The organism is Sphingobium sp. B11D3D (assembly GCF_025961755.1).
Lineage (GTDB): Bacteria > Pseudomonadota > Alphaproteobacteria > Sphingomonadales > Sphingomonadaceae > Sphingobium.
In genome coordinates this window covers 953,678-975,781 of sequence record NZ_JAOQOG010000001.1, presented here as the reverse complement: position 1 = coordinate 975,781, position 22,104 = coordinate 953,678, and the positions used below count along the sequence as shown (strand labels likewise).

The 22,104-nt window shown below is 63.4% G+C and carries 19 protein-coding genes; 9 read left to right on the top strand and 10 right to left on the bottom strand.

Features of this window, described 5'->3' with window-relative positions:
- The first annotated feature begins 8 nt into the window (after nt 1-8).
- Nucleotides 9-947: a hypothetical protein gene (locus M2334_RS04600; protein WP_264604891.1), complete on the top strand. Its 939-nt coding sequence runs from the start codon at nt 9-11 to the stop codon at nt 945-947.
- 12 nt (nt 948-959) lie between these two features.
- Here the strand turns inward: M2334_RS04600 and M2334_RS04595 are convergent, their stop codons facing one another.
- Complete coding sequence (locus M2334_RS04595; RefSeq protein ID WP_264577455.1) at nt 960-1,676, bottom strand: SIMPL domain-containing protein; 717 nt, start codon at nt 1,674-1,676, stop codon at nt 960-962.
- Between the two features lie 112 nt (nt 1,677-1,788).
- Between M2334_RS04595 and M2334_RS04590 the strand changes: the two genes are divergently transcribed.
- From M2334_RS04590 to M2334_RS04580, 3 genes are all read left to right on the top strand, one after another.
- The gene (locus M2334_RS04590; RefSeq protein ID WP_264604890.1) at nt 1,789-2,223 is read left to right on the top strand and encodes a VOC family protein; all 435 of its coding nucleotides are present in this window, start codon (nt 1,789-1,791) and stop codon (nt 2,221-2,223) included.
- The gene (gene gloB / locus M2334_RS04585) at nt 2,217-2,948 is read left to right on the top strand and encodes a hydroxyacylglutathione hydrolase (RefSeq protein ID WP_264604889.1); all 732 of its coding nucleotides are present in this window, start codon (nt 2,217-2,219) and stop codon (nt 2,946-2,948) included. Before M2334_RS04590 ends, gloB begins: the two co-directional genes overlap by 7 nt.
- Before the next feature lie 135 nt (nt 2,949-3,083).
- The gene (locus M2334_RS04580) at nt 3,084-3,497 is read left to right on the top strand and encodes a DUF6491 family protein (protein WP_264604888.1); all 414 of its coding nucleotides are present in this window, start codon (nt 3,084-3,086) and stop codon (nt 3,495-3,497) included.
- 15 nt (nt 3,498-3,512) lie between these two features.
- Here the strand turns inward: M2334_RS04580 and M2334_RS04575 are convergent, their stop codons facing one another.
- Complete coding sequence (locus tag M2334_RS04575; RefSeq protein WP_264604887.1) at nt 3,513-5,306, bottom strand: AMP-dependent synthetase/ligase; 1,794 nt, start codon at nt 5,304-5,306, stop codon at nt 3,513-3,515.
- A 219-nt stretch (nt 5,307-5,525) separates the two neighbouring features.
- Here M2334_RS04575 and ggt point away from each other — a divergent pair, with 219 nt between their 5' ends.
- Nucleotides 5,526-7,268, top strand: coding sequence for a gamma-glutamyltransferase (gene ggt / locus M2334_RS04570; RefSeq protein WP_264604886.1), 1,743 nt, complete (start codon nt 5,526-5,528; stop codon nt 7,266-7,268).
- A 66-nt stretch (nt 7,269-7,334) separates the two neighbouring features.
- Here ggt and M2334_RS04565 read toward each other — a convergent pair whose 3' ends face one another.
- The 4 genes from M2334_RS04565 to M2334_RS04550 all read right to left on the bottom strand — a co-directional run bounded on the left by M2334_RS04565 (nt 7,335) and on the right by M2334_RS04550 (nt 13,890).
- Nucleotides 7,335-9,062 (bottom strand): hypothetical protein, encoded by a 1,728-nt coding sequence (locus M2334_RS04565; protein ID WP_264604885.1) that lies wholly within the window; start codon nt 9,060-9,062, stop codon nt 7,335-7,337.
- 266 nt (nt 9,063-9,328) lie between these two features.
- The gene (locus tag M2334_RS04560; protein ID WP_264604884.1) at nt 9,329-10,750 is read right to left on the bottom strand and encodes a hypothetical protein; all 1,422 of its coding nucleotides are present in this window, start codon (nt 10,748-10,750) and stop codon (nt 9,329-9,331) included.
- Between the two features lie 95 nt (nt 10,751-10,845).
- Nucleotides 10,846-12,294 carry an undecaprenyl-phosphate glucose phosphotransferase gene (locus M2334_RS04555; protein ID WP_181560414.1) on the bottom strand — a complete coding sequence of 483 codons (1,449 nt, stop codon included), beginning with the start codon at nt 12,292-12,294 and terminating at the stop codon, nt 10,846-10,848.
- Between the two features lie 24 nt (nt 12,295-12,318).
- Nucleotides 12,319-13,890, bottom strand: coding sequence for a tetratricopeptide repeat protein (locus M2334_RS04550; RefSeq protein ID WP_264604883.1), 1,572 nt, complete (start codon nt 13,888-13,890; stop codon nt 12,319-12,321).
- A gap of 232 nt (nt 13,891-14,122) precedes the next feature.
- On the opposite strand from M2334_RS04550, the gene M2334_RS04545 reads away from it, so the two are divergent.
- Genes M2334_RS04545 through M2334_RS04530 form a run of 4 tightly spaced genes read left to right on the top strand, consistent with a single transcriptional unit; the run spans nt 14,123 to nt 18,268 of the window.
- Complete coding sequence (locus tag M2334_RS04545) at nt 14,123-14,740, top strand: polysaccharide biosynthesis/export family protein (protein ID WP_264604882.1); 618 nt, start codon at nt 14,123-14,125, stop codon at nt 14,738-14,740.
- Nucleotides 14,737-15,930, top strand: coding sequence for a hypothetical protein (locus tag M2334_RS04540; protein WP_264604881.1), 1,194 nt, complete (start codon nt 14,737-14,739; stop codon nt 15,928-15,930). The genes M2334_RS04545 and M2334_RS04540 overlap by 4 nt, the downstream gene beginning before the upstream one ends.
- Nucleotides 15,930-17,432: a GumC family protein gene (locus M2334_RS04535; protein WP_264571106.1), complete on the top strand. Its 1,503-nt coding sequence runs from the start codon at nt 15,930-15,932 to the stop codon at nt 17,430-17,432. The genes M2334_RS04540 and M2334_RS04535 overlap by 1 nt, the downstream gene beginning before the upstream one ends.
- A gap of 32 nt (nt 17,433-17,464) precedes the next feature.
- Nucleotides 17,465-18,268, top strand: a complete 804-nt coding sequence (locus M2334_RS04530) for a CpsD/CapB family tyrosine-protein kinase (protein ID WP_264604880.1) — start codon at nt 17,465-17,467, stop codon at nt 18,266-18,268.
- A 417-nt stretch (nt 18,269-18,685) separates the two neighbouring features.
- Here M2334_RS04530 and rfbB read toward each other — a convergent pair whose 3' ends face one another.
- The 4 genes from rfbB to rfbA are packed head-to-tail and all read right to left on the bottom strand — an operon-like array spanning nt 18,686 to nt 22,032.
- Nucleotides 18,686-19,756, bottom strand: a complete 1,071-nt coding sequence (gene rfbB, locus M2334_RS04525; protein ID WP_264604879.1) for a dTDP-glucose 4,6-dehydratase — start codon at nt 19,754-19,756, stop codon at nt 18,686-18,688.
- On the bottom strand, nt 19,749-20,615 hold the full coding sequence (rfbD, locus tag M2334_RS04520) for a dTDP-4-dehydrorhamnose reductase (protein ID WP_264604878.1): 867 nt from the start codon (nt 20,613-20,615) through the stop codon (nt 19,749-19,751). Before rfbD ends, rfbB begins: the two co-directional genes overlap by 8 nt.
- Nucleotides 20,612-21,157, bottom strand: a complete 546-nt coding sequence (gene rfbC, locus M2334_RS04515; RefSeq protein ID WP_264604877.1) for a dTDP-4-dehydrorhamnose 3,5-epimerase — start codon at nt 21,155-21,157, stop codon at nt 20,612-20,614. Before rfbC ends, rfbD begins: the two co-directional genes overlap by 4 nt.
- The gene (gene rfbA, locus M2334_RS04510) at nt 21,157-22,032 is read right to left on the bottom strand and encodes a glucose-1-phosphate thymidylyltransferase RfbA (protein ID WP_264593998.1); all 876 of its coding nucleotides are present in this window, start codon (nt 22,030-22,032) and stop codon (nt 21,157-21,159) included. Before rfbA ends, rfbC begins: the two co-directional genes overlap by 1 nt.
- Nucleotides 22,033-22,104 lie beyond the last annotated feature (72 nt).

Here is a 22,104-nt window from a genome sequence, read left to right as displayed (position 1 = left end):
CCCTGCCTATGCTCGTTGCCGCCGCGCTTTCCCTCGCCCAGCTCGCTCAGGCGAGCGTGCCCCAGCATGATCCCGAAATCGAGGCCCTGCTGCGGCGACGAGACGAGATGCGCCGCGCCGAGGCCGAGCAGCGAGAGCAGCGCCCCTGGATCGAGCAGGTGCCCGCGGAACGCGCCGGCAATGACAGCACGGAACTGGCCGCCGTCGTCCCGCCCGCCATTGCGCCCCGCCTCGCCACCTGTCTGGAGCGCGCCAACGCCAACCCCTCCGAGGGCATTGCCGATGCGGACGCCTGGGCAAAGGCCGATGGCCGCGCCTATGCCGCGCAGTGCCGGGGCTATGCGCTCGGCCAGGCCGGGCGCTGGAGCGACGCGGCAAAGGCTTTCGAGGATGGCGCGGCCTTCAAGGGCCTCGACGCGGTAACGCAGGCGCGATTGTGGTCGCAGGCCGGCAACGCGGCGCTGATCGCAGGCGAGACGCCGCGCGCGCTGCGGGCGCTGGACGCGGCGCTCTTGCGCCCCCTGCCCAAGACGCTCGCGACCGGAGAAATCTATCTGGATCGCGCCCGCGCCCGCGTGGGTGCCAACGATCTGCCCGGCGCCCGTACCGACCTCGATCAGGCGATCGTGCTGGCCGCCGCCGATCCGCTCGCATGGCTCCTCTCGGCCACGCTGGCCCGGCGCATGGACGACCTGCCCTTGGCTCGCCTGCATATCGAGGAAGCCGCCAGCCGCGCCCGCAACGATGCCGCCATTGCGCTGGAACAGGGCATCATTCTGGCGCTCTCAGGCAATGATGCCGGCGCCCGCGCTGCCTTCAGCCGCAGCAAGGAGCTGGCTGCGCGCGATAGCGATATTGCCCGGCAGGCCACCGACTATCTCGCCCAGCTGAGCGGCGAGCCGGCCCCCGCCGCCGAGGGCGCGTCAGCCACCGACAGCGGTCGCTGACGCGCGCTGGAGTCAATCGAGGTAGAAGTCCACCGTCGTCACAACCCGCACCTTCTTGAAGGGCGTGTCGGCCGCGCCATAGCCGCCGGATGTCTCGCCATCGCGCGGCTCGATCGAGAAATAGCCCTGCGTCGCGCTCTTGATGCCGCCCACGCCGGTGCCGCTATCCTTGGCGAACTGTTCTGCGGAGGAGCGCGCATCCTTGGTCGCGGCGGCGACCATCTCCGGCTTGATATCGTTGAGCTTGGTGAAGCTGTAGCTCATCGCCGAACCTTCCTGCAGCGTCACGCCGCGCCGCACGAGATCGAACTGATTGGCCACTGCCTTTTGCGCCCGCTCGATATCGGTCGTGCGCAACTGCATCCGCTGGGTGATCGTGATGTTGGGGACGCCATTGTTGATGAACTGATTGACCCCGGCCCCGGTCGCGGTCAGCGCATTGTCCGGGAAGCCGAGGCTCTTGAAGTAGCCGCGCAGTTCGGCCGTATTGCCCTCGATATCGGCCCGCACGCTGGCAAGGTCGGTGCCGGTCGCGGAATAGGCGATGGTCCAGGTCGCAAGATCGGCGGTCACATTCCGCTCGGCGAGGCCCCGCACCGTGACGGATCGGTCAGCTGCGTGGGCACGCCGCAGGCCATCCCCAAGCAGATAGCCACCGGTGATCATGCCGCCCGCGAGTACCACCGCACCTGCCAAAGCGACCTTGTTCATGTCCTGCAGCCAAACCATTGTGCGCATTCCTCTCTTTTCCCGCGACCGCGAGACGCCTATTTGAGAGATGACCAATCTCACTCTTGTGCTGAACCGTTGCTGACGCGGGACCAAAGGAAAGAGCTGCACCATGCCCAAATATCTCCACACCATGATCCGCGTCGCCGATATCGACGCAACCTTGCGTTTTTTCGAGTTGCTCGGCCTCAAGGAAGTCCGTCGCTTCGATAATGAGAAGGGCCGCTTCACGCTCGTCTTCGTCGCCGCACCGGGCGATGAGGATGCGCAGGTGGAACTGACCTACAACTGGCCGCCGGAAGACGGCAGCGCCTGCGAAAGCTATGGCGGCGGGCGTAATTTCGGCCACTTGGCTTACCGGGTCGAAAATATCTACGAGACCTGCCAGCGCCTCATGGACAATGGCGTGACCATCAACCGCCCGCCCCGGGACGGCCATATGGCATTTGTCCGCACGCCCGATGGCATTTCCATCGAGCTGCTGCAGGATGGCCATCTCGAGCCGGCCGAGCCTTGGGCGTCGATGCCGAACACGGGTGAATGGTGAGCGCGCTCGAAATCCTGCGCGTTCCGGTTCTGTCGGACAATTATGTCTGGCTGGTTCATGACAAGCCGAGCGGGGAGACGCTGGTCGTCGACCCCTCGGTGGCGGAACCGGTGCTGGCCGCCGCGCAAGCGCGCGGCTGGTCCATCACCCAGATCTGGAACACGCACTGGCATGGCGATCACATCGGCGGCAACCCCGGCATCGTAGCAGCGACCGGCGCCACCGTCACGGCGCCCGCCGCCGAACTGGCGAAAATCCCCCATGTCGATCGCCCGGCCCGCGAAGGCGACCGGGTGCGGCTGGGCGACCATGAAGCGGTGGTGATGGAAGTGCCGGCCCACACCGCCGGCCACATCGCTTATCACTTTGCCGACGATGCCATGATCTTCGTGGGGGATACGATGTTCGCCATGGGTTGCGGCCGGCTGTTCGAGGGCACGCCCGCGCAGATGTACGCCAACATGCGACGCTTCGAGGCCCTGCCCGACGACACCCAGGTCTATTGCGCGCACGAATATACGCTCTCCAACGGCAAGTTCGCCCTTCAGGCAGAACCGCAGAATGAGGCCATCGCGGATCGCCTCGCGCAGGTCGAAGCTGCCCGCGCGCGCGACGAGGCCACCGTTCCCACAACGATCGCGCTGGAACGCGCCACCAACCCCTTCATGCGCGCCCAAAGCGTGGAGGAACTGGCCAGCCGGCGCGCGGCCAAGGACAGGGGGTAGGCAATAGAGGCCACGGCGCTCTGTCCTGGCCTGCGCAACCAAGGGCCCGCACATTCGTATCCGTCATACAAGATGCGAGACAGCGGGAAATCTGCTAGTTTCGCGAGACAGAAGGACGCGAGAGGAGCGGAGATGATGAACAGATTGTGTCTCTCATTGGCGGTCCTGCCGCTGGCCGCCTGCGCGACGGCGGGTCCCGCTCCCGAACCGAGGCTCAGCGAACGCGAAACGCAGGAGTTAGAGCGCCTGCTGGAGCGCAAGACGGCGGGCGAGCCCGTCTCCTGCGTCACCTCGTTCGACAGCAGCCGCCTGCGGTCCATCGGCGATAACACGCTGGTCTATGTGGTCAGCAAGGATCAGCTCTATCTCAACCGCCTGCAGGGGAGCTGCACCGGCATCTCGCGCGGCGACACGCTGGTGATGAACCGCATGAGTTCATCGCAGTATTGCCGGGGCGACATCGCCCGCGTGGTGAACCTGCCCTCGGGCGCGATGACCGGCAGCTGTGCGCTGGGCGATTTCATTCCCTACCGCACGCCCGGCAAGTAACACGCCGGGCAGCCGTCACGCCTTGTAAAGCGCGTCCAGCCGCGCCTGATAGCGTGCGCGGATCACGTGGCGGCGGATTGATTGCTTGGGCGTCAGCATCTCGTTGTCGATCGTGAACGGCTCGTCCGCCAACGCAAAGCGCCGCACCTTCTCGATCACGGACAGATCGATATTGACGCGATCGACCGCGGCCCTGATCGCCCCGTGCAGCACCGGGTCCTCACGCAGCGCTGCAAGATCGGCTTGCTTGCCCTGCGCTTGTGCCCATGTCTTGAGCCAGTCCGGATCGGGCACAATCAGCGCCACGATGTGCGGGCGCCGGTCGCCATGCACCATCACCTGCCCGATTTCCGGCTGCAGGGTCAGCATGCCCTCCAGCTTTGCCGGTGCGACATTGTCGCCCTTGTCATTGACGATCAGGTCCTTCTTGCGGTCCGTGATCATCAACCGCCCGGCCTCATCGAACCGCCCGATATCGCCGGTGTGCAGCCAGCCATCCTGGATCGCCCGCGCGGTTTCCGCCGGGTTGTTCCAATAGCCCTTCATCACCAGCTCGCCGCGCACGAGGATTTCGCCATCCTCGGCAATGCGCACCTCGACATGCTTGAGCGGCGGCCCCACCGTGTCCATCCGCAGCCCTACCGAGGGGCGATTGCAGCTCACCACCGGTCCTGACTCCGTCTGGCCATAGCCTTGCAGCAAGGTGAGGCCGAACGACTGGAAAAAGGTGCCCACCTCCGGATTGAGCGGCGCACCGCCGGAAACGAGCGCCTTCATCCTGCCGCCGAACCGGGCCTGGATTTTAGGATTGATCGTCCGGTTGAGCACGGCCTCGAGTGGCTTGTCCCACAGGGGCAGCGTGCCGCCCCTTTCCGCCCGCTTGGCGCCCAGCCGCAGCGTCTGCTCCAGCAGCAGCGCGGGCACCTTGCCCTGCTTCTCCACCGCCTTTGTGACGCGGGTTTTCAGCAGCTCGAACAAGCGCGGCACGACCACCATGATGGTCGGTCGGGTTTCGGCAATATTGCTGGCCAGCTTTTCCAGGCTCTCGGCATAATAGATCTGCCCGCCCAACCCGATCGGCAGGAACTGCCCGCCCGAATGCTCATAGGCATGGCTGATCGGCAGGAACGAGAGGAACACCTCGTCGTCCCAGCCGAAATCACCGGCAATGATGTCGACACAGCCCTCCACATTGCAAAGGATCGCACCGTGATGCTGGATCACCCCGCGCGGCGCCCCGCCGGTTCCGCTGGTGTAGATCAGGCAGGCGATATCATCGCGCGTGGCCGTCTGCTCGGCGGCGCAGGCGACAGGATCGGCCGGATGCTCGGCGATGAGCGTCGCCCAGTCGCAGATCTGCACAGCCGAGTTCTGCATCGACTTGATCGGCTCGATGCTGATCGCGAATTCGATCCGCGAGCGCACGACGGCGGGCAGCAGGGCAGCGCCGATTTTCGCGGTCGAGAAGATCACCGCCCGCGCGCCGCTATTGCCGATGATGTGCTCATGATCGCGCGTGGTGTTGGTGGTGTAGGTGGGCACGGTGATGGCGCCCGCCGCCATGATCGCCAAATCGGCAATGCAGAATTCCGGTCGGTTCTCACAGACCAGCATCACCCGGTCGCCCGGCGCGACGCCCAGCGCCTTGAGCGCCTTTGCCATTGAAGCAACCCGGCGGGCGGTCTCCATCCAGCTGATCGGCTGCCATTGCTCGCCCTGCTTGGCCCACAGGAACGGCCGCTCGCCGCGCTCCATGGCGCGCGTGAAAAACATGGCGGTCAGGCTTGGAAAATATTCGAGGGCCTGCAAGCAACGCTCTCCTTGAACCGGCTGCTCCGACAGCGAGCGCCTTTACATCCCATATAGCGCGCCGTTGCGCGAGGGCCACCCTGCCCGCGCGCCCGATCGTGCATGGGCGGCAGCGCCGGCAAGATACGCACATCATCCCCTTGCTTCGGGATCGTGCGCGCCCCACTGTGCCGCGACTGCAGCGCAGCGTCATCGATTACAACCAAGCGGGCTTGCCATATGTTCCATTTCCGTGCCGCCATCGGCTTCCTTTCCGCGCTAGCCCTGACGGCCTGTGCGACGACTGCGCCGCCCCGCTCGAGCACAGCGCCGCGTCCTGCTTCGCCGGTAGCCCAGAATTTCGTCGTGGCGTCCAACCCGCTGGCAGCGGAAGCCGGCATGAAGATCCTGCGCCAGGGCGGCAGCGCTGTCGATGCGGCCATTGCCGTGCAGGCGATGCTCTCGCTTGTCGAACCCCAGAGCTCGGGCATGGGCGGCGGCGCATTCATGACCTTCTTCGATGGCGGCACAGGCAAGGTGGTCGTCTATGACGGCCGGGAAACCGCGCCCGCCGGTGCCACGCCGGACATGTTCCTCGGTGCCGATGGCAAGCCCATCCCCTTCCGCGACGCGCTGGTGAGCGGCCGGGCAACCGGCGTGCCGGGTGCGGTGCGGATGCTGGCCCTGGCTCATGACGAGCATGGCAGCCTGCCCTGGAAATCTCTCTTCGGCGATGCGGAGCGGACGGCACGCACCGGCTTCACCATCACGCCGCGCCTGGCCAAGTTCCTGGAAGGGAATTTTCCCCAGATGCAGGTGGCCGATGCGCGGCGTTATTTTTCTGCCCCGGACGGATCGATCAAGAAGGCCGGCGATCAGCTCGCCAATCCCGCTTATGCCGAATTTCTGCAACGGCTCGCCGCGCAAGGGCCATCCGCGCTGTATGCCGGCGATACCGCGCAACGGATCGTGACGCGAGTCGCTGCCGGCCCCCTCGGCAGCAGCATGACGCTGGCTGATCTGGCGGCCTACCGTCCGATCAAGCGTGAGGCTGTGTGCAATCCCTACCGGGTCTACGTCGTGTGCGTACCGCCGCCGCCGTCAAGCGGCGTCGCCTTCCTGCAATTGCTCTCCCTGTTGGAACGCACCGACATCGACAAGCGCGGGCCAGCCGACCCGCAGGCATGGTTCCTGTTCGCCGAGGCGAGCCGGCTGATGTACGCCGATCGCGACCGTTATGTCGGCGATCCGGCGTTCACTGCCGTTCCCGTCGCCGGGCTCCTCGATAGCGCCTATGTCGACAGCCGGGCAAAGCTGATCGGCGCTACCGCGGGGCCGCCGCCCTCGGCCGGCGTGCCGCCCGGTGCGCAGATCGCCGGCATCGACGATACCCATGAGCCCGGCGGCACCTCCCATTTCATCGTGGGCGACGCGCGCGGCAATGTTGTCTCGATCACGACGACCGTCGAATCCATCTTCGGCACGGGCCGCATGGTCGATGGCTTCTTTCTCAATAATCAGCTGACCGATTTTTCCTTCACGCCGCAGGATGCGGATGGAAGGCCTGCCGCCAATGCGGTGGCGCCGGGCAAGCGCCCGCGTTCCTCGATGATCCCGCTGGTGATGATCGATCGCGCGGGCCACTTTGCAGGCGCCATTGGCTCAGCCGGCGGCAACGCCATTCTCGCTTATGTCGGCAAGTCGCTGGTCGCTGCAGTGGATTGGGGTCTCCCCATGCAGGAAGCCCTCGCCCTCCCCAACCTCATCGCACGTGGCTCTGCCTTTCAGGGTGAAGTGAGCAAGTTCTCGCCGGACACGCTGGCAGGCCTGAAGGCCCGCGGCATCGACCTGCGACCCGGACAAGGTGAAGACAGCGGTGTTCATGCCGTCATCATCCGCAATGGCGTGGTTGACGGCGGCTATGACCCACGCAGAGAGGGCCGCGTTCTCGTTGAGGCCGCGATCCCGCAAGTTGACCGGTAAAGTTAATCCGTCAGACAAGAGAACGGGCCGCGCTCAGCGCGACCCGTCCCATCTAATCTATCCTGATCAGCGTGTGATGTAGGACTGGCGGAACAGCTCCACAGCTCTTTCCTTATTCGCCTCACTCAAAGGCTGGCCCACATAATCCCGCTGGCCCCAGCTCCCCCATTGGCTGCCGCCTCCATAATCGGCGAACATCACCATGAGGTCTCCGACCTCGTCACGCCATTTGGTGAGATAGGTCGTGTAGAGCTTGGTCATGCGCGCGTCCCGTTGCAGGGCGATCATTTTGTCCAGCGGCGCCGATCCCAGCACGTGCTGGCCCGCCTCATAAGTGATCGTTCGCAAACCGAATTTGGTAGCAACGTCCTTGACCTTCTTGGATTCGGCGATGCGGTCATTCACGTCATTGGCCAGACCGGCAAAGGCAGCATCGACACCTGCCGAGGTATCAAGCGCATTCGCAGACAGGTTCGCTGCAAAATAGGGCGCGATGGCAACAGCATCCACCTTCTTTGCAGTGTCGCCAAAACTTAGAACAAAGTCCGCATTCCAGGCGCCCGTCTGAACTGCCGCAACACGAACGATCCGTTGCATCTGGCCGGCAAAAACGGAGGACCAGATGTCCATCACTTGTCCAGTCTTCTGCGAATAACGAGACAGCATCGCCATATGGTCGTTCGAGGAGAGACCGGCCGCCTTACCTTCTTTCAAAGCCTGCGTCGTCACGGGATAAACGTAATTCCAGACCTCGTTGGATACCTCAACATAGGCTTTGAGAGACGGGTCCAACCGTGTGCGCACGAGCTCCGCGAACTTGCGCACATACTCGTCGTCGGCATTCCAGGGAACGCAGAACCAAGGATCGGCCTTTAATTCATTGGCCAACTGGATCATATATTCCAGCGCCACGCCGTCCGGACCGGCAACGATTTCGTCGCCCTGCTTTGCTCGGGTCTCCCAACGCACGGGAAGATTGCCCTCGACGCCCCCGTAGGACCATTTCATGAACCGCAGGACGCCGTAGCGCTTCACCTCGGCAAGATAAGTCGGGTCGAACGTCGCATTCGGATCGGCGTCGACTTCACGACAGTCTGCGTTCCGAACAGGATCCGACGGGCTTGTACTTGCGATACGAAGCCAGGCTGAAGCTCCGCCCTGAGGCACGAATGTGAATGTCAAAGTTTTTCCCGATATTCGGGTATTCTTTGCAGGCGTACCACCGACGCTGACACTTCCCGTACCCTGCCACCGACAGATGATATCGACACTCTCACCCCACAGGCTGCGCGTGGGCAGAGCCATTTGGCGAATGCCCGATTCACCCGATCGCAGATCGACAAGCCGTTTGTTGGCGTCCAGACGGTCCTCGGGCATGTCAGACCATCCGCCCTGTGCATTGCTGAGACGCCAGCCGCTTAGAAGGTTCAGGAAAGACCTGTTTCCAATCCACGTGGTGGGAGCGGTCAGGTTCAACCCGAGCTTCATGGCCGGCACGCCAGTCGCTGCCGACCCGCTTCCAACAGTGGTCGCGGAACCCGGTGTAGAAATCGTCGTGGTCGATGAACCCGACGGCTTGGTGCCCGAGGACGTCGACGGGAGTGACGCAAGGGTCAGAACCGAGAGAACATCGGCCCATTTCACCAGATTGAGGCCTTTCAGTTTGATTGACGCCGTATAGAGAAGAAACGCGCTGGCCGTGCTGGCAGCCACTGCCGCCGTGCCCATCATCACTGTCGAACTCAGTGCCATCGCACCGATCAACCTGAGTTTCGTCTTACGCACCCGGTTCATACGCTTCAACTTCCTGCCAACCCCGTAGGGATTCATTGCGTCCCGAAGCGAACCTAGGAGAGAGCCAAAAAGCTTCGATTGCCAAGTGTGGTTAAATTCCTGCTTACCACCCCGCTGAACGCATCGCGTTACCGATCCGCTTATATATTGCTCTGTAGATTATCTGCAGCCCGCCGTTGTACGCCGGTTGACCGATCTTTCGGTTTTGCCAAGAGCAAAGCTACCAACAGGTTTCCATCTGCGGCGATCAGCGGCACACCATGTTGCTACGCTCGCGACGACGCCTTTGATGGCGGGTGGATGTCACGGGATGGCCCGTCCACTGGCTGGGCATCGCGCTGGCCTCTCCGGAGCCCCGAGTCCAAGCGCAGTCCGGCAATCGCTCCCGCGACCAGCCACGTAATCGGCTGGATGGATGAATTCGGGATCAAGTCGAGCACATTATACATGTGGACCGCCACCAGTGCGAGGCTAGCTGTCGGCACCGCGCTGCGGCGCAAACGGAAAGCGCGCCAGAAGGGATAGGACAGCAAACCGAAGAATAGCACATAGCCGACCCAGCCCAGCATGCCGATGACGATGATCCATGTGCCATCGGTCACCGCGACATCGAGCGTGCCGCCCCAATGCGCGACCACGATCACACGATTTCGACCAAATGTCCCCCATCCGAACAATGGCCGCTGCTCCGCTCTGTCGAGCAACAGTTCTTCATTCCTCAGTCGAAAATCGAAGGAGTCCGCCCGCTCGGCACTCAACGAGCCGGCGGCTTCCACAATATCCTGCAACGGCAGCAGATTGGCGCCGCGCAGGGCGGGATAGGTCACGACCATCATGGCCAACCCGGCGATTGCGATCAGGAACATGCGCCGCTTGAGCAGCAGCAACATCGGGGCCAGCAGGGCGACCAGGACGACTGCGCCGACGGATTTGTTCAGGATCAGGATGCCCGCCAGATAAGCCGCGATGAGGGACATCGGGAGTCCGAACAACTTCATTCGCATCTTCATCAGGCCGAGTGCGGCCAGAAGTGCCATGCCGAGCAGCGTGGACACCAGCAGGCCATGGCCGAGGAACACCATCGAGCGAAAGCCGCCGAACCGCATCTGCTGCAGGAAATATTCGGCGTCTTCGATGCCATAGACCCATCGCTGCAAAAACGGACTGAGCCTGACTTCGAGCATGATTGGGATGGAATAGGCTAGCGCGCCGATCACTAGCGCGAGCAGGATCTGCCGATGGCCACGCTCATTGCCGAGCAGACCGGCGCCGAGCACGAACGGCGCCAGCGTGATCACGTGGCCGACCGACATGGACAGGCCTTCTCTAAAACCGAGCGCCGGGAAGGCCATGCTCCCGATCATGTAGAAATCGCGGTTGGTCAGAGCCGTGGCAAAGGGCGTGAGGACGAAGCCCAGCATCAGCAAGTTCAGCGCCTTGCTGCGCGGCCATTTGAACTCACCCCTCCGCGCGGTGGCTAGCGCGAGCACGAACGCTGCGAGGCTCGGGATGGTGGACTTGTCGAAGGCCGGAATGCCCGGAAGGTCGAACGCAACCCCGCGCGGCAGCAGCAGATAGCCCGCGAGCAACGTCCAGATCGTAGCCCGTCCGGCCGCCATGGTCATGTAAAGGACCAGAGCCACCAGCGGCCAGAGGATAAGAACGCCCTGTGCGATCAACGCCTGCATCGCTTCATCCCCTCCGCGCGATGCAGTTGAGCGCGCTCATCAACGCTCCGGCCATGGCAGCCCGCTCGCACGACCCTTCACGCTGGCGGACAGCCTCAGTAGGCATGTTTGTCCCAGATCAGGCGCACGACAGTCTCGAGGATGATCCGCAGATCAAGCAAGGGCGACCAATTCTCGATATAATAGATGTCATATTCGACACGTTTCTTGGCTCTCTCGATCGTATCGATCTCTCCGCGCAAGCCCCTCACCTGCGCCAGGCCCGTGATCCCGGGCTTCACGCGATGCCGGGCAGCATATCCACGAACCGCGTCGTGATAATAGGCATCGCCCACGCGCATCGCCAAGGCGTGGGGCCGCGGCCCGACCAGAGACATCTCACCCCTGAGCACATTCCACAACTGCGGCAGTTCGTCGATGCTGGTGCGACGAATGATGCGCCCCACCCGGGTGATCCGCGGATCGCCCTTGCGCGTCCGTTCGCCACCACTGACATCCTGACGATCGGTATACATCGACCGGAACTTGAGAACCTCGATTTCCAGATTGTTGAAGCCGAGGCGCTTCTGGCGGAACAGGATCGGCCCCTTGCTCTCCAGCCGGATGGCGAGCGCGGTGAGGATGAGCAGCGGCGCCAGAACGATCACGCCGATGAGCGCAAGAAGGCGATCCTGGATCTCCTTCAGAACACCGTCGAAGTCTCGCATCGGCAGTTGCCACACGCTGAGCACCGGCAGGGAGCCGATATAATTGACGCTGTACCGATCCCGCAGCACCAGGAACTCGCGCGGCATGATGCAAATGTCGATCGCGCCGGCACTGAGCTGCTCGATGATCTGGTTGAGGCGCTCCTGTCGCACCAGAGGCAGCGCCACGATCACCTGGTCCAGCATCCCCTGCTGCGCGAGGCCCAGCATCTCGTCGAACCCCCCGAGATACGGAAACCGCCCGATCATGCCCGTCTCGACTCGAGAGCGCCGGTCGTCCGCAAAACCCACGATGTTGATATGGGGCAGCCGCTCGATCTCCAGCAGTTCCAGCAGCCGGCTCGTCACCTCCCGGTCCGCGCCATAGATCGCCACGCGCTGCCCGATGATCTTGTGCTTCATCGCGACGCGAACGAGCTGCCGGAACAGTAGGCGCGAAAACACCAGAAAGATGAGGCAGACCAGCGAGAAGACGAGCGCGAAGCGGAGCGACAGATCGCCGCCTTTGCCAAACTGGACGAGGATGAATCCGGTCAGCGTCAAAGCCACGAGGAAGTCGAGGAATGTGCTGCCACCAAGATCATCGCCCTGCCCCCGGAAACCGGAATAGGCGTCCCGGGATATCCGGATCAGGAAAAAGTTGATCGCCATGACGACCACGACGGTCGAATGGAGGCGTGCGTCCAGATAATAGCCCAGGAAACTGCGATAAAAGGCGACCGTGATCAGATAGGACAGCAGGAAGCACAGGCTATCATTAATGATACCGCCCGAGCGCAACACGTTGGACGTGAAGCGGACATATTTGTTACGCGCAGGACGCTGAAAGCTGATCATGGTTCGCCGAATTACAAAACGGTGTCAAAAGCGACCAAACAGGCCGCGATCGGCCGGTTTGCCTGGGGGATCATCCACGAGATAGGCTGTCCGGGCATTGTCCAATCCATTCTGAGCCACGCTCGCGCAGGTCCCATCTTGTATGGCCGCGCATTGCGCCACGAGCAGGCTCCACGCCTTTTCCGACGACGGCAAAGCCCGGGCAAAATTGCGCGCGACCGACATACTCCGCGCCCTATCCCCCGATTCATGAAGATATTGCATATAAGATTGCACCAGAGGAAAATTCTGGGGAATCTGCTTCAATCCCTCTTCGTAGATCTGGCGGGCACGCCAGTTCTCGCCGCGCGCCCGATAAAGCTGCGCCACGGCCTGATAGGCGTCGGGATTGCGCGGATCGTTCGCCAGCGCCAGCTGCGCCGCTTCCAGCGCAGCGCGTGCGTCGCCTCTTTTCGCGGCATAGTGCGCGCGCAGCAGCAGCGCGTCGACATTCTCGGGATCCTGCTTGAGCAGCGATTCGACCTGCCCCTCGACTCCCTTATCCTTACCGGTTTCCATGAGCAGGCGCAGCTTGAGCGGTGCGATCAAATCCTTGGCGCGCCCATCCGGCACGGAATTCAAAAGCAGATTGGCCGTCTCGCGATTTCCGCGCGCCAGCAGATAGCGCGAAACCGTCAGGACGGCGAGCGGGTCGCGCCAATCCGTCGGCCCGCGCGCGACCTCGGGCGACAGCGACGTGGGGTCGAACTCCCACCAGATGCGGGTGAGCACCTCATAATCCGACGGCTCTCGCAAACCCTCGCGGAGCAGCGCCAGGCTAGCCTCGCGGGCCTGCGGCAGCCGGCCCATCTTGTAGAGCAGATTGATGCGGTCCAGCTTCATGGCCGTCCCGGCATTGCCGGTCGCGACCAGCCGGCCCAGCGCCTCAGCCATCGGCTCGGGCTTGCCCAGATAGCGGTACAGATTGACCTTGTTGGTCAACAGCGCCGAGGAATCGCCGGAGACACGCAACGCGTTGTCGATCAGGGCGATGGCCTCTTCCGCCTGCCCGCGCCGCGCCAGCACCCGCGCCTTCACGATAACACCGGCCTCATCCGTCGCCGAGCGCGCCAGAATCCGGTCCGCATAGGACATCGCATCGTCCAGTTGCTCGCGGGCCAGGGCGATCATGCCCTTCGTCTGGAGCGCGGGCATGGCATCGGGTTCCAGCGTCAACAGTCGGTCCGCTGCCGCTTCGGCATCTGCGATCTGCCCGAGCTGAACGCCGAGATTCGCCACATAGGCGAGGGCCAGGCGGTTCGTGGCATCGAACTCCAGCGCCCTCTGGAACGCCCGATAGGCCCCCGCAGGATCGCCCGACTGCAAGGCAATCATGCCAGCCAATTGCTGGAAATTGGGTCCATCTTCCCGCAGACGGATCGCCTCGCCAATCGCCCGCTGCGCACCGGCGAGGTCACCCGCCTGCAGCAGCGCTTCCGCCGCCTGTGCGCGCTCGGCGGCCTGTTCACTCGGGCTCTTGCAGCCGCCCAGGGCCGCGAGGATCAGCAAAGCTGCCAAAGCGTTCGACGATGGGCCTCTGCCCGAGGCCTTCGGCATTCCACCGCCGAAACGGGCGGCGCTGCCATGAGCGAAAGTCAGCCTGCCAAACCCGGTCATATCGCCCTGTCGTGAATATCGCCCAACCCGCGTCGCGTTACAGGGCTTAACCCCAGCAAGCAACGAAAGTAACCATTGCCCCCACATCATTAACCCAGCTTTTACGTAGTGACGGCATAGGGTTTTGGTATATGAAGCCTGCATTCCCGGCCAAGTAGAAGGATCCTCAACCGTGCGGTTTCCCGTAATTTCATGGTCCATGGCGGGCCTTCTTGCCGCCGTCGCAACGCTGCCAGCGATGGCACAGCAGAACGCCACTGCGGCAGGCGGTGCATCCAATCAGGTCGCCCGGCCCTATACAATTAACCCCGGCGACCAGATCGAAGTTTATGTGTGGGGCGAGGAGCGTCTGCAGCGCTCGATCCGCGTGCTTCCGGATGGCAGCTTCTCCTTCCCGCTGGTCGGCCGCATCGTCGCGCAGGGCATGCTGCCCGAGCAGGTCCAGACTGCGATCTCGAACGGATTGGCCAGCCAATATCGCGGCGAGCCCCCGCAGGTGACCGTCTCGGTAGAAACGCCCTCGGGCTTTACCTTCTCTGTGGTGGGCCGGGTCCGCGGCCCCAGCTCGTTCACCCCGGGTCGCTATGTGAACCTGGTCGAGGCCATCGCCATGGCCGGTGGACCGGATGAGTTCGCCAATCTCGATAACGTCACCATCATCCGCAAGAACGGCAATGAGCTGTCCGCGCTGCGCTTCCGGCTCGGCGGCGCGATGAAGGGCAATCTTTCCGAAGAGGCCGCCCGCGCCATTCCCCAGATCCAGACCGGCGACACGGTGATCGTTCCATGAATAAGACGAAGCTGATCGGCTCGGCAGCCATCGCCGCCCTCATGCTCGGCAGCGCCGCGCAGGCTGACACCCGCATTGGCGCGGATCTCGGCGTCACCGGCGGTGTCGCTAGCAATCCCTATGGCACGGTGGGCGGCGATAGCGCCGCCGCCACGCTGGCCGGCAGCTTCGCTCCCACCGTCACGATCAATTCGCCGACGGGCACGACCCAGTTGCGGGGATCGGTGACGCATACGGAATATTCGCGGCTCTACGACGGCACCACCGATTACGGCCTTTCCGGCAACATCAGCCGCCAGATCAGCCCGTTGACCTCGCTGACTGCAGGTCTTTCCTACTCCAGCTATGTGCGCAACGGCCTGTACCCGGTCTACGATCCGATCGTGGGCGGGCCGGTCGATCCTGGCGCCCCGATCATCGTCGATCCGAGCGGCAGCGTGAACTATCGCCAGCGGTCCGACGTGTTCTCCGGCCAGCTTGGCCTTGGCTTCACCCTCTCGCCCCGCGACACGCTCAACGTGTCAGCCAACGGCACGCGCGTGCGGTTCCCGGACAATATGGGCCTCTCCAAGGAATATGACACCTACGGCGGCGGCTTGACCTACATGCGCGCAATCGGCGCAAACACCTCTGTGGGTGTGGGCTTCAATGCGGCTCGCAGCGACTATCTCGATCCCGCCTTCGGTAAGACGACCCAATATACACCGACCGCACAGCTCAACACGCGGCTGGCGCCCCGGCTGAGCCTGAAACTCGCGGCGGGCTTGACCTTCAGCGAGACGCAATTCCCCGCCGTGTCGATCAACAACACGTCCTTCTACGCTTCGGCCGATCTGTGCCGTGAAGGGGATCGCACCAGCTTCTGCCTCACGGGCTCGCACGGGGTTTCCCCCTCGTCAATCGCTGGCTCCTCGCGAGTCACCGCCATCGGCGCGCTGTATAATTACAAGATCGATCAGCGTAGCAGCTTTAACGCCAGCGCCTCTTATTCCCGGTCGAGCAGCCTCGTTGGAACCGGCGGCAATGACAGCGATTATGCGCGAGCGAGCGTCGGTTACGAGCGTTTGCTGCGTCCTCGGCTGTCTGCTGTCATTTCGGTAACCTATAGTGACACATATAGCTCGCTCGTCTCACGCAACGCAAACATCCACGGACTCGTTGGATTGCGGTACAGGCTCGGTCAGAACTGATGAACAACGTCCACGCCAATTACGACACGGCTGAGGAGTCCGGTGGGGCATCGTTCCTGCCGCATATCCCGACGATCCTCATGCAGCGCAAATGGCTGGTCATCGTGCCCGCCCTTCTGCTGCTCCTGGCCGGCATCGCCACGGCATTCCTTCTGCCGGTGCAGTACCAGTCCAAGGCGGTTCTGCTGGTCGAGGCCTCGCTTCTTCCCGAGGATGTGGCGGGCGATCCCCGCAGCGCAGACGGCACGAGCGTCGTCGACCAGCGCATGGCGCGCATTCGCCAGCAGGTCCTCAGCCGTCCGCAGTTGGTGGAACTCATCCAAAGAAACGGACTGTACCAGACCGAACTGCGGACCCAGTCGCTCTCCGAAGTCATCACCACGATGCGCGAAGCGATTGCCATCGAGCCTGTCACAGCGGACATCCAGGCCGCCAATGGCGGGCGGCGCAGCACCATCGCCTTCTCGATGAGCTTCAACTATTCCGACCCGGTGAAGGCCCAGGCCGTCGCCCAGGCGCTGACCGACCAGGTGCTGCAGCTGGACGCCAGCACCTCGGCCGCGCAGTCGGTGAACACCATTCAATTCCTCACCGACCAGCAGGCCGATCTGCAGACGCAGATCGCCGCGCTGGATAAGCAGATCGCCGACATCCAGCTGAAGAATGGCCTGACGCTGGCCAGCAGCACCATGGCGACGACCGGCGGCGGCACCATCGGCATCGACAGCCGCATTGCCGCGCTTCAGTCCGCCAATGCGCAATTGCAGGCGCAGCGTGAACTCACGCAGAGCGCGGCTGACCGCGATCCGGTGATCGCCGAAGCGGAAGCCGCTGTGGCCACCGCCCGGGCGCGTTACACCGAGCAGCATCCGGACGTGGTTCTGGCCAAGCAGCGGCTCGCCGAGGCGCGGGAGCTAGCGAAATCCAATCAGTCGCGCATCCCGACTTCCGCTATTTCCGCGCAGATCGCCGCCAATAATCGCGAGATTTCCCGCCTTGAATCGGCGCGTGCCGCCGAAGAAGGCCGCAGCGCCTCCATTCTGAGCGCCCAGATCCGCGCGCCGGTGGTGCAGCAGGAACTGGCGCAGCTGCAGCAGCGCATGACGGGTCTCAACGAGCAATATCAGAAGGTCTCCAACCAGCTGATGAACGCCAAGGCTGGCAAGCGTGCCGAGGACGAGCAGCAGGGCGAGCGTCTTTCCGTGATCGACCCGCCGGTGGTGCCGGACGATCCCTATTCGCCCAATCGCCCGAAGATCATCTTGCTCGGCGCCTTCGCAGGCCTGGGTCTCGGCTTTGGCCTGATCTTCCTGATCGAAATGCTCACGCGGCCGATCCGTGGCGCTGACGCCGTCCTGCAAGCGACCGGTGCGTTGCCGCTGGTGGTCATTCCCACGATCATGTCGCGGGCCGAGCAGCAGCAGCGCGGTTTGAAGCGCCTGTGGCCCTTTGGCGGGCGCAAGGGCCGCACGAAGCCCGATGACGATGATGACGACGACTGATCCGCGCGCACTGTATCCAAGGAGTTTGAGCATTGTCTGATCAGCTTGCGCCATCGGCCCTGCAGGGCGCCCCTTTCCGCATTCCCGCGCCCAATGAGACGGCGCTGTTTACACCCGACCCGAAGCTTCTCGAAGCCCAGCATGTCGTGGCGTTCAGCAACCGGCACCTTGCCTCGCGCCCGTTCAGCCTGCTGCGCTCGCAGGTGGTCAAGCGGATGGCAGCGGGCGGGCACCGGATCATCGGGGTCACCTCCCCGGCTCCCGGTGCCGGCAAGTCGTTCCTGACCGCCAATCTTGCCGCCACGCTGAGCCGCCTGCCCGGCAAGCAGGTCGTCGTGTTCGACCTCGACATTCGCCGGGCCTCGCTCGCGCAGAATTTCGGCTTGGTGGGCGAAGTCGGCCTGGAGCGCTTCCTCGCCGGCGAAACCGACGATCTGCGCAAGATCGGCCGCCATGTCGAAGGCACCAACCTCACGCTCTACCCCTGCTATTCGAACGATCTCGACAGCATGCCGCTGCTCGCCGGCGACCGCTTCGACCGGTTCGTCAAAGCCCTGCGCACGCTGGATGACGATACGATCATCCTCTTCGACATGCCACCCGTCTTCGCCAATGACGACGCCATGGTGATCGCCGGCCATGTCGATGCTTATCTGATGGTGATCGAACAGGGCCGGACCAACCAGAAGCAGGTCACCGATTCGATCCGCCTGCTCGACCCCGCCGATTGCCTCGGTTCCGTCCTCAACCGCTACGATGGCGGCGTGACCGACCCCTATGGCTATTCCTACGGCGGTTACGGCAAATATACGGATTACTTCAGCAAGGAAGACTGAACGGCGAGGCAGGTTCACGCATCCCGCGCTGCCTGACTGGTCGCACTGGAAGGACTGTCCTCGCTAAAGGGGCTAGAGTGCCCCCAGTTCCCCACCGTCACCCCGGGCTTGACCCGGGGTCCAGCTTCCTAATGCTCAATTACATTCCGGCGCTCGAATGCATGGTTTGGTTGAAACTCCCTCCCCCGCAAGAAGCCTAGCGGGGCCCGGGTCAAGCCCGGGGTGACGAGGGTGGTGGGCCGGCTCGTCGGGCGTCAGGCCGACGTCATGAGTTCGATCAAAGGCCGATAGCGCTGCACTCCGACCCTCTCCTTCTGAGGGAGAGGGATGCGCAGACTTGGCAGCGTGCTGCCTGGTCGAAGCTGAGAGAGGGCTCAGCGATCCGAAGGGTCGCGCGGATCCGAGATCCGCCCCCCGTCACTGGCCAGCAGCGGCCTTCTCAAGCAACGGCCGCCACCACCGCTCATTGCGAAGATACCAGTCCAGCGTCTGCGCGAAGCCTTCACTGAAGGTGCGGCGTGGCGCATAGCCCAGTTCCGAGCGCGCCTTGGTTTCGTCAATCGCGTAGCGCCGGTCGTGCCCAGCGCGATCGGTGACGAAGGTCTTCAGCGTCTCGGACGCCTGTCCCCGCGCGGCGGGCGCGTCGGGGAAGCGCTGGGCAAGTTGCGGATCGGCAGCGAAGGCGCGATCCACCGTCGCGCAAATCTCCTCGATAACGGTGAGATTGGGCAGTTCCTGACCGCCGCCAATATTGTAAGTCTCGCCCGGTCGCCCGACCTGGAGAACCTTCTCGATGCCGTGGCAATGGTCCTCGACATGCAGCCAGTCGCGCACATTCATGCCGTCGCCGTAGATCGGAAGATTACGACCATAGAGGCAGTTGAGCAGGAACAGCGGGATCAGTTTCTCGGGAAACTGATAAGGGCCATAATTGTTCGAGCAATTGCTCGTCGTGACCTCAAGGCCATAAGTGTGGTGATAGGCCCGCACCAGATGATCCGAACCCGCCTTGCTTGCCGAATAGGGCGAGTTGGGCGCATAAGCGGTGGTTTCGCTGAACGCCGGATCGTTTGGCCCGAGCGAGCCATACACCTCATCGGTCGAGACATGATGGAAGCGGTGCGGACGGCCCGTGCCGGTATCAAGCCACAGCTTGCGCGCAGCCTTGAGCAGGCTGTGCGTGCCGATGACATTGGTCGTCACAAAGGCGTCCGGCCCGGTGATCGAGCGATCGACATGGCTCTCGGCGGCGAAGTGGACGATGGTGTCGATCTGCTTGCGGGCCAGCAGATCCTCGACCAGCGGCGTATCGCAGATATCGCCCACCACCAGTTCGACATCGCTCAGGCCATCGAGATTGGCTGGATTGCCCGCGTAAGTGAGCGCATCCAGAACCGTGACAACGTCGCTGGCATGATGGGTGCGCCAATAATGCACGAAGTTCGCGCCGATGAAGCCGGCACCGCCGGTGACGAGCAGATTAGCCATTCGCCTTGATCACTCCGAGCATGTCACGAAGATGGACGCGCCAATGCGGCGCGGGTGCGCCGATGTGCGCAACGGTGCTGCTCTTGTCCAGAACCGAATAAGAGGGCCTTTGCGCTGGCGTAGGATAATCGCTGGTGCGGATCGGCACGATCGGAACGGCCGGGTTCAGCAGGCCAAGCGCGACCGCTTCCTCTTGAATCGCCACGGCAAAATCATACCAGCTCGCCGCACCGCTGTCGGTCCAGTGATGGAGGCCGCTTGCCCGGACGGTTTGCAATCGCCAGAGGACGTCGGCCAACCCGGCGGCATAAGTCGGCGTGCCGATCTGATCGGCGACCACACGGACCTCGTCCCGCTCCGCCATCAGGCGCAGCATCGTCCGCACGAAATTAGGGCCGGTGTCGCCATAGACCCAGGCCGTCCGCACGATGAGGGCGTGCGGACACGCCGCAAGCACGGCTTCCTCCCCCGCCCGTTTGCTGGCGCCATAGACACCCAGCGGGGCGACGGGGCTGTCCGGCCGATAGGGCGTGCCCTGTGTGCCGTCGAACACGAAATCGGTCGAGACATGCGCGAGGGCCGCGCCGCTTGACGCTGCCGCGCGCGCCAGATTGCCCGGCCCGTCGGCATTGATGCGCCAGGCAAGATCGCGTTCGCTCTCTGCCTTGTCCACGGCGGTATAAGCGGCCGCGTTGAGAATAAGCGCGGGTTGGACCTCGGCGACGCACGCCGAAACAGCCGCCTCGTCCCCGATATCGAGCGCGGCCCGATCCAGCGCGACAATGTCCGCATCCTCGGGCGCGCATCGCTGCAGCGCCTGGCCGAGCTGACCGCCGGCCCCCGTGATGATGACCTTCACGGAAAAATTACCGCATCCGCCAGCGGCTTGCCCGCCATATCCTTGGCTGAAAGCTGCGGCACGATGTCCCCCAATGGCCAGTCGATGCCGAGCGCCGGATCGTTCCAGAGCAGACTGTGCTCATGGCTGGGATCGTAAAAGCCGCGGCATTTGTAGAGAAAGTCCGTGCCATCCTCCAGGCACAGGAACCCGTGCGCCATGCCTTCGGGCACCCAGAGCATCCGCTTGTTGGCCGCGCTCAGTTCGACGCCCACCGATTTGCCGAAGGTGGGCGAGGACCGGCGCATATCCACAGCGACATCGAAGACCGCGCCCGCCGTGACCCGCACCAGCTTCCCTTGCGGGCCAGGCTGCTGATAGTGCAGCCCGCGCAGGACCCCGCGCGAGGAGCGGCTGTGATTGTCCTGCACGAAGTCGATCTCGAGCCCGGCATCCTTGAACGCCCGCGCGTTCCAGCTTTCCAGAAAGAAGCCGCGCTCGTCGCCGAAAACCTTCGGCTCGATGATGAAGACGCCATCAATGGCCGTTTCAATGAGGTTCATCAGGCTTTGCCGTCCAGCAGCTTGAGGAGATACTCGCCATAGCCGGACTTGCGCAGCGGCTCGGCGATCTCAAGCAGTTGCGCATCATCGATAAAGCCCATGCGCCAGCACAGTTCTTCCGGGCAGCAGATTTTAAGGCCCTGACGCTCCTCGGTAATCCGCACATAATTAGCCGCGTCGATCAGCGAGCCATGCGTGCCGGTGTCGAGCCAGGCATAGCCGCGCCCCATCAGCTCGACATTCAGCTCGCCGGCTTCCAGATAGACGCGATTAAGATCGGTGATCTCCAGCTCGCCCCGGGCTGAAGGCGCCAGCCCGGCCGCGCGCTCCACCGCCTTCCCGTCGTAGAAATAAAGACCGGTCACGGCATAATTGGATTTGGGCTGCGCGGGCTTTTCCTCGATCGTCTGCGCCTTCCCGTCGGCATCGAAGGAGACGACGCCATAGGCTGTGGGGTCGCTGACATTATAGCCGAACACCGTCGCGCCCTGATCGCGCGCATTGGCGGCCTGCAATAGCTCGGTGAGCCCGTGGCCATAGAAGATGTTGTCGCCGAGGATCAGCGCGGAGGGGTCCGTGCCGATGAAATCCGCACCGATATGATAAGCCTGCGCCAGACCACGGGGCTCCGGCTGCACGGCATAATGCAGGTCGAGACCCAGTGCGCTCCCGTCGCCCAGCAAGGCCTGGAATGCCGCCTGATCATGCGGCGTGGTGATGATCATGATCTCCCGGATGCCCGCCATGATCAGCACCGAGAGCGGATAATAGATCATCGGCTTGTCGTAGACCGGCATGAGCTGCTTGGAGACGGCCTTGGTCAGCGGATAAAGCCTCGTCCCCGATCCGCCTGCCAGAATGATTCCCTTACGCAATAGCAACACTCCATGCCTGTGCCCGGACGGGCGCTCCGAGGTAACGCATCACTTCTACAATGCAAGGCGACC